Below are 15,794 nucleotides of genomic sequence, written 5' to 3'. Positions count from 1 at the left end.
TTCAAACAAATGTGAAAAAAATCACAAAAAACTATTTACAAGAAAAAAATATTGTTGTATGATATGTATGTGAAATGGTTAACAAACAAAAATACATGATTCATTTTTCAGGAGGATTTTAAAATGGCTAAAACAACCAAGAAAGAAGAGACTCAAACAACTGATGTAGCAGCAATGATCGATGAGTTAGCGAAAAAAGCAAATGTTGCTTTAAAAGAAATGGAAGATTTTGATCAAGCGAAGGTTGACCATATTGTGCATCAAATGGCAATGGCTGCTTTAGATCAACATATGCCACTAGCAAAAATGGCTGTTGAAGAAACTGGACGCGGAATTTATGAAGATAAAGCAATCAAAAATATGTATGCCTCTGAATATATCTGGAACAGCATCAAGCATGATAAAACAGTTGGTGTGATCAATAAAGATGACCAAACTGGTTTGATCGAAATTGCTGAGCCTGTCGGTGTGGTTTGCGGAGTAACACCAACAACAAATCCAACATCAACAACAATTTTTAAAGCCTTGATCGCACTTAAAACACGTAACCCAATCGTTTTTGCATTCCACCCAAGCGCACAAAAATGTTCTGCAGAAGCAGCACGTATCGTTCGTGATGCTGCAATCAAAGCAGGTGCTCCTGAAAACTGTGTACAATGGATCGAACAACCATCATTAGAAGCAACTTCTGGTTTGATGAACCATCCGGGAATCGCCATCGTTTTAGCCACTGGTGGTGCAGGTATGGTGAAATCAGCTTACTCAACTGGTAAACCAGCATTAGGAGTAGGTCCTGGTAACGTTCCTTCTTATATTGAAAAATCAGCTAAAATCAAACGTGCTGTAAACGACTTGATCGTTTCAAAATCATTCGATAATGGAATGATTTGTGCTTCTGAACAAGCTGTGATCGTAGATAAAGAGATTTATGCAGCTGTTAAAGCTGAATTTGAAGCACACCAAGTGTACTTCGTAAAACCAAATGAATTACAAAAACTTGAAGATGCAGTAATGAACGAAGGAAAATATGCAGTTAATCCTGCAATCGTTGGTTACTCTGCTGAACATATTGCTGATTTAGCAGGTATCAAAGTACCAAAAGGAACAAAAATCTTAGTTGCAGAAATCGAAGGAGCAGGTGCTGAGTACCCACTTTCTCGTGAGAAATTATCACCAGTCCTTGCAATGATGAAAGCGAAAAATACAGATCACGCCTTTGACTTATGTGAAGCAATGCTTGAATTAGGCGGATTAGGACATACTGCTGTGATCCATACAGAAGACGAAGACTTACAAGTGAAATTCGGTTTACGCATGAAAGCTTGCCGTATCTTGGTAAACTCTCCATCTGCTGAAGGCGGAATCGGAAATATCTACAACGAAATGATTCCATCATTGACATTAGGCTGCGGATCATATGGTAAAAACTCTGTCTCTAAAAACGTATCTGCTGTCAACTTGATCAACGTCAAAACTGTAGCGAAACGGAGAAATAATATGCAATGGTTTAAATTACCACCAAAAATTTTCTTTGAAAAAAATTCATTACAATATCTACAAAAAATGGAAAACGTTGAACGTGTTATGATCGTTTGTGATCCAGGAATGGTTCAATTCGGTTACGCTGATACTGTTCGTAAAGAATTACAAAAACGTAAAAATGATGTTCAAATCGAAGTTTTCTCAGCTGTAGAACCAAACCCATCAACAAATACAGTTTACGCTGGAACAAAAGTGATGGTTGATTTTGAGCCTGATACGATTATTGCGTTGGGTGGCGGATCTGCAATGGACGCGGCTAAAGGAATGTGGATGTTCTATGAGCACCCAGATACAGAATTCTTTGGTGCAAAACAAAAATTCTTGGATATCCGTAAACGTACGTACAAAATCGACAAACCAGTTAAAACACAGTTCGTATGTATTCCAACAACATCAGGTACGGGTTCAGAAGTGACACCATTTGCGGTTATCACAGATAGCGAAACACATGTAAAATACCCATTAGCTGATTACGCATTGACACCAGATGTAGCGATCGTCGATCCTCAATTTGTTATGTCAGTTCCAGCTTCTGTTACAGCAGATACTGGTATGGATGTATTGACACATGCGATCGAATCTTATGTTTCAGTTATGGCTTCTGATTATACACGCGGATTAAGTTTACAAGCGATCAAGCTAGTTTTCGATCACTTAGAAAATTCTGTGAAACGCCCAGATGCAGAATCTCGTGAAAAAATGCATAATGCTTCTACAATGGCTGGTATGGCATTTGCCAATGCATTCTTGGGAATTTGTCACTCTGTAGCACATAAAATTGGTGGAGAATATGGTATTCCTCACGGACGTACAAATGCGATTTTATTACCGCATATCATCCGTTACAATGCCAAAGATCCTTCAAAACATGCAATGTTCCCTAAATATGACTACTTCCGTGCAGACACAGACTACGCTGATATCGCGAAGTTCTTAGGTCTTAAAGGTAAAAATACTGCTGAGTTAGTTGATGCATTAGCTAAAGCTGTATACGATTTAGGTGTAGCAGTCGGAATCGACATGAATCTTAAAGCACAAGGTGTAACACAAGAAATTCTTGATTCTACTGTCGATCACATGGCTGAATTAGCATACGAAGACCAATGTACAACAGCAAATCCAAAAGAACCATTGATCAGCGAATTGAAACAAATCATCATTGATGCATATAATGGTTAATTAAAAAAAGAGTAAGGACGACTTGAAAAAGTTGTCCTTCTTTTTTTGATTCAGCTATACTGATCATAACGAAAAAAAGGAGGATCAACTGATGACGATTCGAGTAGCAACAAAAGCAGATATACAGGCAATCAATCGATTGAATACGGAGGCACTGCAGCATGAATATCCTTTAAAAGAAGCTGAAGAACGATTAGCTTATATACTTTCATCACCAGCCAATCAGTTATTCGTAAAGGAAATCGCTGGACAAGTAGTCGGTTATATTCAATTAAGTGAATACATCTGTACGTATGGACCGATTTTGATGAATGTTTTAGGGTTAGCCGTCGATGAAGCCTTTCGCCATCAAGGAATCGGTAAAGGTTTACTAAAACATGGTGAACAGTGGGCCAAAGATCAAGGAGCGCAAGGACTGCGTTTGAATTCAGGTTTAGAGCGAACGGAAGCACATAAATTTTATCGACATGAAGGGTATGAGGAAATCAAAAAGCAAATCAATTTCAGAAAATTATTTTGACAAAAATCAGATTGACAAGTCAATGATTAAAATGATACGATTTAAACAATCAAACAAAGAAAGGAGGGAACACCATGAAAGCATTTGTAAAGACAATAAGCAATAATCAAATGATCGAAAACGATAAGTATCAGTCAAAAAAGCTGGGCACGCCTTTTGTGGTGTTCTCTTTTAAGTAGATAAAATTTCTGTATAGAAGTTTATAGACGGCGCTGTGGATCGTAGATGATCATGCAGTGCCGTCTTTTTTTATTTTTTTGGAGGTGAACCCAATGAGTGGGAAAAGAAAGAGTAATCAAGCAGGCTAAGGAATGCGGCCGCATTTTGCATTCCAATAAATAAAAAGAACGAGGAATCAGAATGTTAACAATCAAAGGAAAATATAACGAAGCGCACGTTTACACAGAGATGTTGGATGATGCAACGATCGGGCAAATCATGTCCTTATGTAATCAAGAATTTGCAAAAGCAAGTCAAATCAGAATCATGCCGGATACACATAGCGGGTCAGGCTGTGTGATCGGCACAACCATGACGATCCAAGATAAAGTAGTGCCAAATTTAGTAGGTGTTGATATCGGCTGTGGACTATATGTTGTAAAACTAAAGAAATCGATCAAAACCAATTTTGACAAATTAGATCGGATCATCCGTACAAGAATCCCAAGTGGGTCGAATTCTCATGATAAAAGCTATCATGAATTTGAATTAGGTGGCATCCATGCGCCAATTCATAAAGGCTGGGCATTAAGAAGCTTGGGAACATTAGGCGGCGGCAACCATTTTATCGAAGTCAATGAAGGAAAAGATGGCTTATACTTAGTCATCCATAGCGGCAGTCGCGTATTAGGAAAAGAAATCGCTGAGTATCATCAGGAAGTTGGCTATCAAAAGTTATCTCAGCAGCGAAAAGAATTGAAAATCGCAGCAGCACAAGCAACAAAACAAGGTGAATCTGCAAAAGCCGCAGAATTGACTACTCTGCGTGAAGCAATAAAAATTCCATATGAATTATCTTACGTCACAGGAAATGATTTAAAGAACTACTTGAATGATATGCAAATTGCCCAAGCATATGCTGCAATGAATCGTAAAATCATGGCTGAAACAATTCTCAAAGGAATGAAGTGGAAAAAAGCAGTCATTGAATCGTTTGACTGTCCTCATAATTATATTGATTTAGATACAAAGATGTTAAGAAAAGGCGCAGCTTCGGCAACGTTAGGAGAAAAAATGATCGTACCTCTAAATATGAAAGACGGTAGTATTTTAGTTATTGGTAAGGGGAATCCAGCATGGAATCAATCAGGGCCGCATGGTGCTGGCAGACTGCTGAGTCGCTCACAAGCAAAAGCGAAAATCAGCTTAGAAAGCTACCAGCATGCAATGAAAAACGTATGGACGACCTCTGTATCGAAGAAAACCATAGATGAAGCACCAAAAGCATACAAGCCGATGAAACAACTACTTGCGGATATCACAGACACAATGGACGTTCAAGAAGTGATTCGGCCATTATATAATTTTAAGGGATGATGCAAAAAAATTTAAAGGCAATCCTTTTCCAATTAATGAATAAGGCATATATAATCAAGCTAAAGGAATAAATTCAGTGATGATTCATGAAAGGAAGAGTGATTATGTCAAAATTTTCACCGTGTTTATGGTTCGATGGAAAAGTGGAGGAAGCAGCAGAATTTTATGTGGATGCGTTTGAACAAGGAGCGATCAAGCAAACTGATTACTATGTAGATAGTGAACATCAGCCGAAGGGCTCTATTTTAACGATTTCGTTATCTCTTGCAGGACAAGAATTTATTTTGTTGAACGGCGGTCCTGAATTTAAATTTACGCCAGCGATTTCATTTTACGTGGAATGTGAGACAGAGGAACAAATCGATCAGTTGTGGGGAAAACTAAGTCAAGAAGGCAGTGTATTGATGGAATATGGTGAATATCCTTTCAGTCCTAAATTTGGCTGGGTTGCTGACAAATATGGTGTATCGTGGCAGTTGGTTTTAGCTGGGCGTCCTCAATCGATTGCACCAACATTTTTATTTACGAAAGAGCAATCGGGAAAAGCAGAAGAGGCAATGAATCAGTGGATTAGTATTTTTGGTGAAGGAAATGTTGAATACGTTCAAAAAAATCCTGACGGTACGATTTCACAAGCGTTATTTACGATGCATGGACAGCCGTTTCGAGTAATGGATGGCGGAGCAGTCGATCATGATTTTACATTTACTATGGCGACATCTTTTTATGTTTATTGTAAGGACCAAGAAGAAATCGATCGGTTATGGGATGCAGTAACTGCTAAGGGAAAAGAATGGCCCTGCGGCTGGATGGAAGATGAATACGGTGTTTGTTGGCAAACGGTAACGAGTGATATGGAAAGATTATTTGATAATTCTGATCCAGATCGTGCGTATCGTGTGATGCAGGAATTGTATAAAATGAAAAAAATCGATATAGCTGCGTTACGAGCAGCTTATGAAAAAAAAGAATAGTATTCGCGCTCAAGTGTGTCAAAAAAATTGAAACTGCTCCTTTTACTGATGAATGATTTTCAGTGAAAGGAGCAGTTTTTTTAGTCTTCTGAGATTATTTGTTTCCAATCGATTTCAAGTGTTTTTCCATCATTGCTTTTAGGAGCAATTTCGTCAACGAAGTGTTTAGCTAAGGTTTGTTTGTATTCCGCTTCAGCAGCTAGCAAAATTTGTTTTACGACGAGTTCTTTTTCTTTCACTAATGCTTCTGACAGAAACATATTATGGATCGGGTTTAAATCCAATTTATCCAAAAATGTTGTATTTTCATCGACAGCTTCAAATACGTCCAAAAAACTAATCTCGCGAATGTCTTTTTTTATCGTGTAACCGCCATTTTTTGATGCGCTTGAATTGATCAAACCAGCATCTTTTAATTTTTTAGCAATCTTTAATAAATAGGTTGGGGAGACTTCCATTCGTTTACTGATTTCTTGAGATTTTAAGGCACTGCCCTCAGGTAATTCTGCCAACATGACTAAGATAGCGAGCGATTGAATAAATGAATTGTTAAGTTTCACAAAAAAACTCCTTTCAGGTGATTGACAAATAGGTAAATAAAAGATATCTTTAGATTCTTGATATCCCCGGATGTTAAAAGTCTTTAGAAAAGGTGATTACATGAAAAAGAAACTAACTATTGCAGGAATAGCATTGTCGTTGATCTTATTGATTCCTATGCTCTATTCTACTATATTTATCAAATCTATGATGGATCCTTACGGAAATATTGATAAACTTCCAGTAGCTTTGGTAGACAATCAAGAAAACAATGATATTTATACTGCTCTTAAAGAGAGTGACCTCTTTGATTTTACAATAACAGACCATAAAGAGGCTATTGAAAAGTTAAAGAAAGGAGAAGTATACGCAACGATTGAATTTGAAAAAGAGTTTATGAATAGAATATCAGAATTTCCAGCGAAACAAACTTCCGCTGAAGTGATTCTGACAACAGGAGAAGGACTTAATTATTCTTCTGCGAAGATCATCTCAAGTGCTATCGATAAATTTGTGTTACAAGCAAATAATAAAGCATCTAGTTCAATGATTCAAAAATTGAACCACGAAAAAATACCTGTTCCAGCTCAAATTAGTGAGATCATTCAACTAGATCATAAAGAGTATTATCCAGTCAAAAATAATGGTGAAGCCATGGCACCCTATATTTTATCTTTGACACTGTTTGTTGGAAGTATCTTTTTGAATCAATTTGTAATGCGGATCTTCAAGAAAAAATCAGAGAATTATTTTGGTTATTGGCGTAAGCAATATCTCTATCCATTATTGATCGTATTTGGACAAAGCTTACTTTTAGCGTTTGCGATCTTCAATATTTTAAATATTCATACGAATTATTGGAAGGAATTTATGTTATTCATTTTCCTTGCTTCAGGGACGTTTTACAGTGTCATTGTATCATTTAATAAACTCTTTCCCGGTATAGGGAGTTTACTGGTATTGGTTATTACAATGCTCCAAACTTCCTCATCTGGTGGAAGTTATTCGATTTATTTAGCTTCCTCTGTATTTCAAACGATCCATCGCTATATCCCGATGACATATAGTGTGGATGGCTTTAGAAAATTACTTAGTTTGAATACCACGAATATAAAAACAGAGACATTTGCTTTGCTCTTATTCTTAGGATTGAGTCAAATGATCATCTATTTTTCATATTGGTATCATGAAAAACGTAAAGTAGAGGAAGTAGAACGCTCTAATTGAGAATAAATTTTAGCTGTCTGTAGTGTGACTTTTTGGTTATACTGCAGGCGTTTTTTTAGTTGATCGAACAAAGACAAAAATCATTTTGATCTAGCTCATCACATTTTTTTTTGAAAAAGAAGAGTACATTGTGATGAAAGCGCAAACAACACTTGGCTTTGATTTGCTATACTCTGATTGTAAACAAGACAACAATCAAAGAAAGGAGGCTGATGAATGCTTGTTGCAGATAAGTTTCTTAGAGCAGAGTTAGTTGATATTTATGAGGAAGAGGATGATCAGGCAGTCTTTTTTTCTCATTTGTCAGCGAAGCTACTCGAATTAGGCTATGTGGACGAAGAATATTTACACGCGCTGTTAAAAAGAGAAGCGGAGTATCCGACTGGTTTGAAGACCGCAACATTGAATGTAGCCATTCCACATACCGATCCCCAATACATTAAACAGCCATTTATCTATATCATTAAATTGAAAACGCCAGTGACATTTGGTGAAATGGGCACGGATAACGTTTTTTTAAAAGCAGAATATGCCTTTTGTCTAGGGTTTGACAAAGGTGAAGATCAGCTAGTGCTACTACAAAATTTAATGGCGATGTTTATGGATCAGTTATTTATGGAACGTTTGGAAATCGAAACCGATAAGAAAAAAATGTTTGATTTAGTCATCAATTATTTTAATAAGGAAGAGGAGTAATGATCATATGAAAATCCATAATATTTATGAAGCACCGTTTATCAAAGAAATGTGTGAGGCAACAAGAAATCTCTGGAAAAATGGCTGGGCGGAAAGAAATGGCGGCAATATCAGCTACCGTTTAGATCAAGAAGAAGTCGGTTTTTATTTAGATGTCGATCGCATTATTGCGGAAGTTGATTTAGGCTTTGAGATCCAAGAGTTAGCGGGGAAAATTTTCTTAGTCTCTGGCTCAGGGAAATACTTTAAAAATGTGTGGCAAAACCCCGCTGACAATCTAGTGATTTTAAAAATTTCAGCAGATGGAAAAAAATATCAGGTGCTTTGGGGCTTGGAAACAGGCGGTGTCCCTACAAGTGAGCTGGCTTCTCATTTAAAATGTCATGCCGTTCGTCTGCAGCAGGATCCCGAGCATCGAGTGATTTTGCACACACATTCGATCGCGATTTCAGCAATGACCTTCATCCACGATTTAGATGAGGATGCGTTTACAAAAACACTTTGGGAAATGATCACTGAATGTTTAGTTGTTTTTCCAGACGGTGTAGCAGTCTTACCTTGGATGGTTGCCGGCACAGTTGAATTAGGGGAAGCATCAGCGGCTAAAATGTATGATTCACGAATCGTCATCTGGCCTCATCACGGGATCATGGGGGCAGGGCAAACGATGGATGATGCTTTTGGATTAGTTGAAACAGCTGAAAAAGCAGCAGATATCTATATGAAAGCCCAAGCAGTCTCAACGGACTTTAAACAAAAAATCACCGATCAACAGCTCTGGGATTTAGCCGATCATTTCGGCGTAGTTCCTAAAGCTGGGATTTTAAACGAACGAGTAATCCAATAAAATCAAAGGAGGATGTATAAATGAAAAAATTGAATGTTATTTCAGTCTGCGGTTCAGGAACAGTAACAAGTACAATGGTAGCAAATAAGGTCAAAGATTTTCTAGAAGAAAATGGGTATCGGGCTCAAACCGTCGAAGTCAATCCTGGAGGAGTAGAAGGGCAGCTGGCTTCTGGTAATTGGGATATCATTGTTCATACAAGTCCATTAAAAGGAAACTATGAGATACCAACGATCAATTCGGTCGGGTTACTAACTGGGATGGGCGAAGAAGAATTTTTTGAAGAGCTGCTGGAAACAGCAAACAAAATAACAGGCTGATAAGTGAACTAAAAGTAAAGGGGGAAAAAGAATGCTGGATCTACTTTCACAAATCATGGATGCATTTGGTGCGGCAGTTGTTGTTCCGATCATAATCTTTTTCATTGCTTTGATCATGAAGGTCAAACCTAAAAAAGCGTTTGGGGCAGCATTGAATGCTGGGATTGGATTGACTGGTTTCAATATGATCATTGGGGCTTATTCACCGATCGTTACACCCGTAGTCAATCGCATGGTAGAAGAAACAGGTGTTAATCTAAGGATTTTAGATACGGGCTGGCAGGCAACGAGTGTAGTGGCCTACTCTACTCAAGTTGGTATGATCTTTTTAGGGTTAGGGCTGATTTTACAGACGGTACTATTCTTGGTGAAATATACAAATATTTTTATGCCTTCTGATTTATGGAATAATTATTCCTTTATGCTTTGGGGATCGATGTTGTATATTTCCACTAAAAACTTATGGTTATCGATCGGTTTGATGGTTTTGTCAAATTTATATTGTTTGGTATTTTCGGAAATCATTGCCAAACGTTGGTCTAATTATTATGGTTATCCAAGTTGCACAATGACTGCACCGCATCATATTTGTTCGGTTCCATTAGCGATCGGAATGGACTGGTTGTTGACAAAGCTAGGTGCAAATAAGGTCAAATGGAATCCTGAAACACTTCAAACGAAGCTGGGCTTTTTAGGAGAACCAACATCATTAGGATTTATTTTAGGTCTTGCTTTAGGTTTTGCAGGAAACTTTATGCGATTGAATATGCTTGAAGCTTGGGGAGAAGTGACGATCGTTGGGATTTCAACGGCAGCTATCATGGCGATTTTTCCAAAAATTGCCGGAATTTTTGCTTCGGCATTCACTACGATCACAGATGCTTCTAAGAAGACTGCAAAATCAAGCAGTTCAGACCGTGTCTGGTTCTTAGCGATCAATGATGCAGCTGGCTATGGTGAAACGGCCACTTTACTGACAGGAATGCTATTGATCCCGATCGTGCTTGTTTTGGCAATCCTTTTACCAGGGAATCAAACGCTGCCGATGGTTGATTTGATCGCGATTCCTTATATGATCGAATTGATTATTTGTGTATCGAATGGGAATATTTTTAAATCATTGATCAGCGGGACGATTTGGTGTGTAGGCGGATTGTATATGATCACAGCTGTTGCGCCGATTTTTACTGATGTTGCTGTAGAAGTAGGAGTCAATTTACCTGAAGGAGCTTTGATGATTTGCAGCTTTGCGGTAATGACCAATCACATCATGGGCTTATTGTTCTTGATTTTCATGACGCAAAATCCACTGTGGATCGGTTTATCTGTTGTCGTATACATTGTTTTATATGTGTTTGTCCGTGTGAAGAAAGAATCGATCCATGCTTATCTTGAAGAGCAAGCTGAACGTGAAGCGAATACTGGGATCATAGAAGGAGCTGTTTCGTAATGAGTAAAGTGATTGTTGTCGGAGATACATTAGTTTCAGCCGCTACTTTAAAAGAAGCGGCTGAACAGTTAAAGATTCCCAAACCGATCGAAGTGACTTGTTTTGATTGGTATGCAGATTTAACAAAAGAAGAATTTCAAGCAAAAATCAAAATTATTGAACAAGGCGGTCCAGAAGCAGTTGAACTTCCGGAAGGGATCTTGCCAGCGTTGGAAGAGGCGGAATATCTTTTAGTGCATATTGCCCCTGTTTCTGCAAAAATGCTGGAAGCAGCACCACAATTAAAAATGATCGGGACAAGCCGCGGCGGTTTGGAGCATATCGATTTAGAGGCTGTCAGCCAACGGAATATCCCGTTGATCCATGTCATTAGAAATGCAGAGCCAGTTGCTGACTTTACCGTTGGTTTGATGTATGCGGCAACTAGGAATATCGCCTTGTCACATAGACAGGTAATGAACGGACAATGGCCAAAACAATTTCCAAATGATTTATACAAAACGACCTTGTCTAATTTAACTGTTGCTTTGATCGGATTAGGGTATATCGGAAAATTAGTCGTGAAACGATTAAATGGACTTGGTGTGAAAGTAGTCGCTTATGACCCGTATGTCGATCAGGAAAAGATCAAAAGAGAAGGACTGGCTGTTACTTTTGTTGAATTGGAAGAAGCCTTCAAGCATGCGGATATTCTATCACTTCACATGCGAGTGACACCTGATACAACCAATATGATCAATGACTCTTTGATTTCATTGATGAAACCAAGCAGTTACTTGATCAATACAGCAAGACCGGATATTTTATACAAACCATCTTTTGTTAAGGCGTTGAAGGATAGAAAGATTGCCGGAGCAGCAATTGATGTGGTTTGGGAAGAACCGATCCAGGCTGATGATCCTCTATTGGCATTAGATAATTTGACGATCACGTCTCATATTGCCGGTGATACGATCGATGCGATTCCGCGATCGCCATATCTTTTAAGAGACGTGATGAATGAATTTTTTGAAAAGGGTTCCAGTGACATGCTGATTCGCTTATAATTGCAGCTAACTAACATCATAAAATAAAGGCAGTGAAAAGAATGGACTCAATGGCGGTACAGATTTTACAGTTGATCGTTTCTAATACAAGTATTTCTTTGCAGCAGTTAGAAAGAGAAATCAGGGCTTCTAAGGGACAAATCGAGTACAGAATAAAAAAGATCAATGCATTTTTACGTATTCAGGGAAAAGAAAGGATCAGTAAGAACGGTCAAATCGTATCTAGTGATCTGGATGTTCAACATTTAGCTCAACTGTTGGATGAGTTATCGCCATTGGTTTATTTGACGGATACAGAGCGGCAGCATTATCTGTTAGTGATTCTACTATTTAATGATACTAGCTCGCTCGCATCATTAGCACAAAGACTGGCAGTAAGTAAGAATACTATTTTAAAAGACAATAAGAAATTGAGCAGCCAGCTAAAAAAACAACATATAGACTTAGTCTACAGCCGAAAAAGCGGCTACTATTTGGAAGGAGAGGAATTATCGATCCGCAAGATCGGGATCAAAGCGATCAGAGAAATCCTCAATGATACACAAGAAGCTGCCCGCTTTAATTCTGTGTTTGCAACAGATCTCCAACGGATCAAAAAACTTCAAGCCCAATTAGAACTGTTGGAAAAGCATCTGAATTTGACTTTTACCGAAGCAAAGCTAGTAGATTTATCCTTTGTCCTTTATATGTGTACAAAAAGAATAGCACGCGGCAATAAACTCAAAAAAGATGTATTGAAGCATGTGATTCCAATGGTTGACCGTTCTTTTTATGAAGAGGTTTCTGCCACATTAAGCTACTTTTTTGAAGGTTTGGACGACCCGGCAGAAGCAGAGTTTATCAGTCTGCAAATTTTAAGTAGCAGTTTGATTTGGAATCGAACGCAGCAAAAAAATGCTCAGCTGATCACCGCGATCCAAGCAACGATCCAGCAATTTGAATTATTGGGGATCACTACGATCAATGAAAAAGAGGAGCTGACCGAAGCTTTATATCAGCATATTCTCCCTGCGAGTTATCGTATCAAGTTTGGCGTGCCAGATAACAATCCAAGTGCTAAGAAGATCATTGAGGAATATGAACACATCCACCAATTAGTAAAAGCAGCGATCCAGCCGATCGAATCAGTATTGAAGGTTGTGTTTCCAGAAGATGAACTGACCTATATTACGGTACTTTTTTTGAGTTTTCTAAAAAATGATTTGGTAAAAAAAGATAAGAAGCAGGCCGTTGTTGTTTGTCTTCAGGGAATTTCGATTTCTCGTTTATTGCTGGAAAACTTAAAGGAATTATTCCCGGATATTCATTTCGTCCGCTATATGTCTTTGCGGGAATTTTATGAAATGGATGACCGTTACATTGATTATATATTTTCTACGGTTCATTTAGATACAGAAAAAACAGTGTTCTTTATTCGACATTTTCTGAATGGAACTGAAAAAGCCTTGTTAAGCCAAGAAGTTGAAAAAGAATTAGGGGCAACGAATAAAAAACGAGCAGCTACAATCGAAACCAATAAGGTATTAGAAATTGTTGATCAGTATGCGAGTGTCACAGAAAAGCTGTTGCTTGAAAAAAATCTGGATGCATATTTTCACTCCTTGAATTATCAGCAAACAAGTACATTACCTCACAGCTCCGGCAAGCAGCAATTATTGAACTTATTGCCTATCGAGCATATTCAGATTTATCAAGGATCACTCACTTTTTCCGAAGCGATCCATGTGGCTTCCAAGCCATTGATAGAGCGAAAGTTTGTTGAAGCGGATTATGCGAAAACGATTATTAAAAATTACGATCCTGCCTATCCTTATTTTGTGATTGCACCTGAGACTGCGATTCCTCATGCTGGTCCGGAAGATGGTGTGCGTAAACTGGGCATGTCATTGTTGCTGTTGAAAAAACCAGTGTATTTTTCAGATGAGCTGCCGGTTCGTCTGATCTTCATGATCGCGCCTAAAGATAAGAAAAGTCATATCAACGCTATCAGCAGTTTGTATGATTTTGTTAATGATAGACGTCACTTAGAGCGGTTGCTTTCAAAAAACTATGAACGGGAATTAAAAGCGTATTTGGATGAGCAGTTGGGCTGTCGTTAAAACAAAGAGGAGGAAGAAAAAATGGGGGAACAGGGCATTTTGATGAGAAAAGTATCTGTCGATAAAACTTTGAATCAATTAATGATTTTTCTTAAAGGATCAGCTGTGATTTGTCTGTTATACCTTATAAACGGCTGGTTTATTCAAAAAAATCTGACGTTAAAAGAAGTCCTTGCTTTAGGACCACTGTATCTAATTTTATTGATTGGTTTTTTCATTTTGCTAAAGATGAAGCATGAAGGACGCAACGATCCTCTGCTGCAGGAAATATATGAGAATTTTCAGTTAAGCCGCTTTGAAGAGATAAAAAAATTAGATCAGCAGCTGGTAAAACAGATCAAAAAGGCCCGCAAATTTGTCTCGAATAACGGGCAAGTTGTAGGGACTGCCGATTTCCTGTTGGCAGATTTACGTGATGGTCAATTTCAGTTATTACCGATCAAAAGAATCGTTACTGTTGAGTTGACCGCTAAAGGAAATCAGGCAGCTGTTGAGTTTGAGCTGGAGACTAAACAGTATCAACTGTTCTTTAAAAAGTATAAAGAAGCGAAAGAGCTGACTGATGCATTGAAAACCCATTATTCTTTATAAGAAAAGGAGTGGAAACGATGACGATCCATCGAATGATATTAAATGAAACTGCTTATTTTGGCAAAGGGGCAATTAAAGAAATTGTCAATGAAATCAACAAACGCCAGTTTAAAAAAGCATTGATCGTAACAGACAAAGAGCTCATAAAAAATGGTGTTGTGACAAAAGTGATCAACTTGTTGACAGCTGAAAAAATGCCGTATGCAATTTATGATGAAATTGTGCCTAATCCGACCATTCGTGATGTTCAAAACGGTGTGGAAAGTTGTCGGGACGCGAAAGCTGATTATATTATCGCGATCGGTGGCGGTTCCCCGATCGATACAGCGAAAGCAATTGGTGTGATCATCAATAATCCCGAATTTTCTGATGTCATCAGTTTGGAAGGAGAAGTACAAACTAAGACACCAAGTTTGCCTATTTTAGCTATACCAACTACTTCTGGAACAGCCGCTGAGGTGACGATCAATTATGTTATCACAGATGAAAACAATCACAGAAAATTTGTATGTGTCGATCCTCATGATATTCCACTCGTTGCTTTTATCGATAGTGACATGATGATCGGAATGCCTAAAGCCTTATGTGCTGCAACTGGCATGGATGCGTTGACTCATGCAATCGAAGGATATGTCACAAAAGGAGCATGGGAAATGACAGATATGCTGCATTTAAAAGCCATCGAGATCATTTCTCATGTCCTACGTGACTCAGTAGCTGGGGATGAACAGGCAAGAGAAAAAATGGCGTTGGGTCAATACCTTGCTGGAATGGGGTTCTCTAACGTAGGTTTGGGCTTAGTTCATGGTATGGCTCATCCGTTGAGCGCTTGGTACAATGTTCCTCATGGTGTCGCCTGTGCATCATTACTACCAACTGTTATGGCCTATAATCAGGATGCTACTGGAGAAAAATACCGTGAAATCGCTAAATATATGGGCATTGAAAATACGGAGCAGCTGTCGATCGAAGAAGCTCGTAGCGCTGCTGTGGAGGCAGTTCAGCAGTTAAGTACAGATGTGGGGATCCCGCAAACGATCAGTGCATTGGGTGTGAAAGAACAAGATTTAGCAGCAATCGCTGAAGATGCACATAAAGATGTATGTACACCAGGTAATCCACGAAGTGCCACAGTTGAAGAAATCACCGAATTATACCGTAGCTTGCTTGCGTAAAAAATAGAAAAGAGTGCGTTACACCTTTTGTAAAAGGTACAACGCACTCTTT

At 38.4% G+C, this 15,794-nt stretch carries 14 protein-coding genes; 13 read left to right on the top strand and 1 reads right to left on the bottom strand.

What is annotated here, in order from left to right; all coding sequences use genetic code 11:
• Positions 1-123: 123 nt before the first annotated feature.
• The 4 genes from adhE (at position 124) to CC204_RS08750 (ending at position 5,751) form a co-directional block, all read left to right on the top strand.
• Entirely contained in the window at positions 124-2,721 is a 2,598-nt protein-coding gene (adhE, locus tag CC204_RS08765) for a bifunctional acetaldehyde-CoA/alcohol dehydrogenase (RefSeq protein WP_088269841.1), read from the top strand.
• A gap of 91 nt (positions 2,722-2,812) precedes the next feature.
• Positions 2,813-3,241: a GNAT family N-acetyltransferase gene (locus CC204_RS08760; RefSeq protein WP_088269840.1), complete on the top strand. Its 429-nt coding sequence runs from the start codon at positions 2,813-2,815 to the stop codon at positions 3,239-3,241.
• A gap of 360 nt (positions 3,242-3,601) precedes the next feature.
• Positions 3,602-4,777 carry an RtcB family protein gene (locus tag CC204_RS08755; protein WP_088269839.1) on the top strand — a complete coding sequence of 392 codons (1,176 nt, stop codon included), beginning with the start codon at positions 3,602-3,604 and terminating at the stop codon, positions 4,775-4,777.
• A gap of 104 nt (positions 4,778-4,881) precedes the next feature.
• Positions 4,882-5,751: a VOC family protein gene (locus CC204_RS08750; RefSeq protein ID WP_088269838.1), complete on the top strand. Its 870-nt coding sequence runs from the start codon at positions 4,882-4,884 to the stop codon at positions 5,749-5,751.
• Positions 5,752-5,831: 80 nt separating this feature from the next.
• Here the strand turns inward: CC204_RS08750 and CC204_RS08745 are convergent, their stop codons facing one another.
• The gene (locus CC204_RS08745) at positions 5,832-6,311 is read right to left on the bottom strand and encodes an RrF2 family transcriptional regulator (RefSeq protein WP_188634504.1); all 480 of its coding nucleotides are present in this window, start codon (positions 6,309-6,311) and stop codon (positions 5,832-5,834) included.
• A 100-nt stretch (positions 6,312-6,411) separates the two neighbouring features.
• Between CC204_RS08745 and CC204_RS08740 the strand changes: the two genes are divergently transcribed.
• From CC204_RS08740 to fucO, 9 genes are all read left to right on the top strand, one after another.
• Positions 6,412-7,518 carry a YhgE/Pip domain-containing protein gene (locus tag CC204_RS08740; RefSeq protein ID WP_157894263.1) on the top strand — a complete coding sequence of 369 codons (1,107 nt, stop codon included), beginning with the start codon at positions 6,412-6,414 and terminating at the stop codon, positions 7,516-7,518.
• Between the two features lie 216 nt (positions 7,519-7,734).
• Complete coding sequence (locus tag CC204_RS08735) at positions 7,735-8,214, top strand: PTS sugar transporter subunit IIA (protein WP_088269836.1); 480 nt, start codon at positions 7,735-7,737, stop codon at positions 8,212-8,214.
• Positions 8,215-8,221: 7 nt separating this feature from the next.
• Positions 8,222-9,061, top strand: coding sequence for a rhamnulose-1-phosphate aldolase (rhaD, locus tag CC204_RS08730; RefSeq protein ID WP_088269835.1), 840 nt, complete (start codon positions 8,222-8,224; stop codon positions 9,059-9,061).
• Between the two features lie 20 nt (positions 9,062-9,081).
• Positions 9,082-9,381 (top strand): PTS sugar transporter subunit IIB, encoded by a 300-nt coding sequence (locus CC204_RS08725; RefSeq protein WP_088269834.1) that lies wholly within the window; start codon positions 9,082-9,084, stop codon positions 9,379-9,381.
• Between the two features lie 31 nt (positions 9,382-9,412).
• On the top strand, positions 9,413-10,831 hold the full coding sequence (locus tag CC204_RS08720; RefSeq protein WP_088269833.1) for a PTS galactitol transporter subunit IIC: 1,419 nt from the start codon (positions 9,413-9,415) through the stop codon (positions 10,829-10,831).
• The gene (locus CC204_RS08715) at positions 10,831-11,877 is read left to right on the top strand and encodes a 2-hydroxyacid dehydrogenase (protein ID WP_088269832.1); all 1,047 of its coding nucleotides are present in this window, start codon (positions 10,831-10,833) and stop codon (positions 11,875-11,877) included. The genes CC204_RS08720 and CC204_RS08715 overlap by 1 nt, the downstream gene beginning before the upstream one ends.
• A gap of 50 nt (positions 11,878-11,927) precedes the next feature.
• The gene (locus tag CC204_RS08710; RefSeq protein WP_162288337.1) at positions 11,928-13,976 is read left to right on the top strand and encodes a BglG family transcription antiterminator; all 2,049 of its coding nucleotides are present in this window, start codon (positions 11,928-11,930) and stop codon (positions 13,974-13,976) included.
• A gap of 21 nt (positions 13,977-13,997) precedes the next feature.
• The gene (locus tag CC204_RS08705) at positions 13,998-14,567 is read left to right on the top strand and encodes a hypothetical protein (RefSeq protein ID WP_088269830.1); all 570 of its coding nucleotides are present in this window, start codon (positions 13,998-14,000) and stop codon (positions 14,565-14,567) included.
• Between the two features lie 17 nt (positions 14,568-14,584).
• Positions 14,585-15,742, top strand: coding sequence for a lactaldehyde reductase (fucO, locus tag CC204_RS08700; RefSeq protein ID WP_088269829.1), 1,158 nt, complete (start codon positions 14,585-14,587; stop codon positions 15,740-15,742).
• Positions 15,743-15,794 lie beyond the last annotated feature (52 nt).

This window comes from Enterococcus wangshanyuanii (assembly GCF_002197645.1).
Taxonomy (GTDB): Bacteria; Bacillota; Bacilli; order Lactobacillales; family Enterococcaceae; genus Enterococcus_L; species Enterococcus_L wangshanyuanii.
Note: the sequence above shows the minus strand (reverse complement) of the source record. Positions and strands in the feature narration are given on the sequence as shown.

Coding starts and splice junctions, on each gene's coding strand:
- adhE (WP_088269841.1), top strand. CDS start 124: ATGGCTAAAACAACCAAGAAAGAAGAGACTCAAACAACTGATGTAGCA.
- CC204_RS08760 (WP_088269840.1), top strand. CDS start 2,813: ATGACGATTCGAGTAGCAACAAAAGCAGATATACAGGCAATCAATCGA.
- CC204_RS08755 (WP_088269839.1), top strand. CDS start 3,602: ATGTTAACAATCAAAGGAAAATATAACGAAGCGCACGTTTACACAGAG.
- CC204_RS08750 (WP_088269838.1), top strand. CDS start 4,882: ATGTCAAAATTTTCACCGTGTTTATGGTTCGATGGAAAAGTGGAGGAA.
- CC204_RS08740 (WP_157894263.1), top strand. CDS start 6,412: ATGAAAAAGAAACTAACTATTGCAGGAATAGCATTGTCGTTGATCTTA.
- CC204_RS08735 (WP_088269836.1), top strand. CDS start 7,735: ATGCTTGTTGCAGATAAGTTTCTTAGAGCAGAGTTAGTTGATATTTAT.
- rhaD (WP_088269835.1), top strand. CDS start 8,222: ATGAAAATCCATAATATTTATGAAGCACCGTTTATCAAAGAAATGTGT.
- CC204_RS08725 (WP_088269834.1), top strand. CDS start 9,082: ATGAAAAAATTGAATGTTATTTCAGTCTGCGGTTCAGGAACAGTAACA.
- CC204_RS08720 (WP_088269833.1), top strand. CDS start 9,413: ATGCTGGATCTACTTTCACAAATCATGGATGCATTTGGTGCGGCAGTT.
- CC204_RS08715 (WP_088269832.1), top strand. CDS start 10,831: ATGAGTAAAGTGATTGTTGTCGGAGATACATTAGTTTCAGCCGCTACT.
- CC204_RS08710 (WP_162288337.1), top strand. CDS start 11,928: ATGGCGGTACAGATTTTACAGTTGATCGTTTCTAATACAAGTATTTCT.
- CC204_RS08705 (WP_088269830.1), top strand. CDS start 13,998: ATGGGGGAACAGGGCATTTTGATGAGAAAAGTATCTGTCGATAAAACT.
- fucO (WP_088269829.1), top strand. CDS start 14,585: ATGACGATCCATCGAATGATATTAAATGAAACTGCTTATTTTGGCAAA.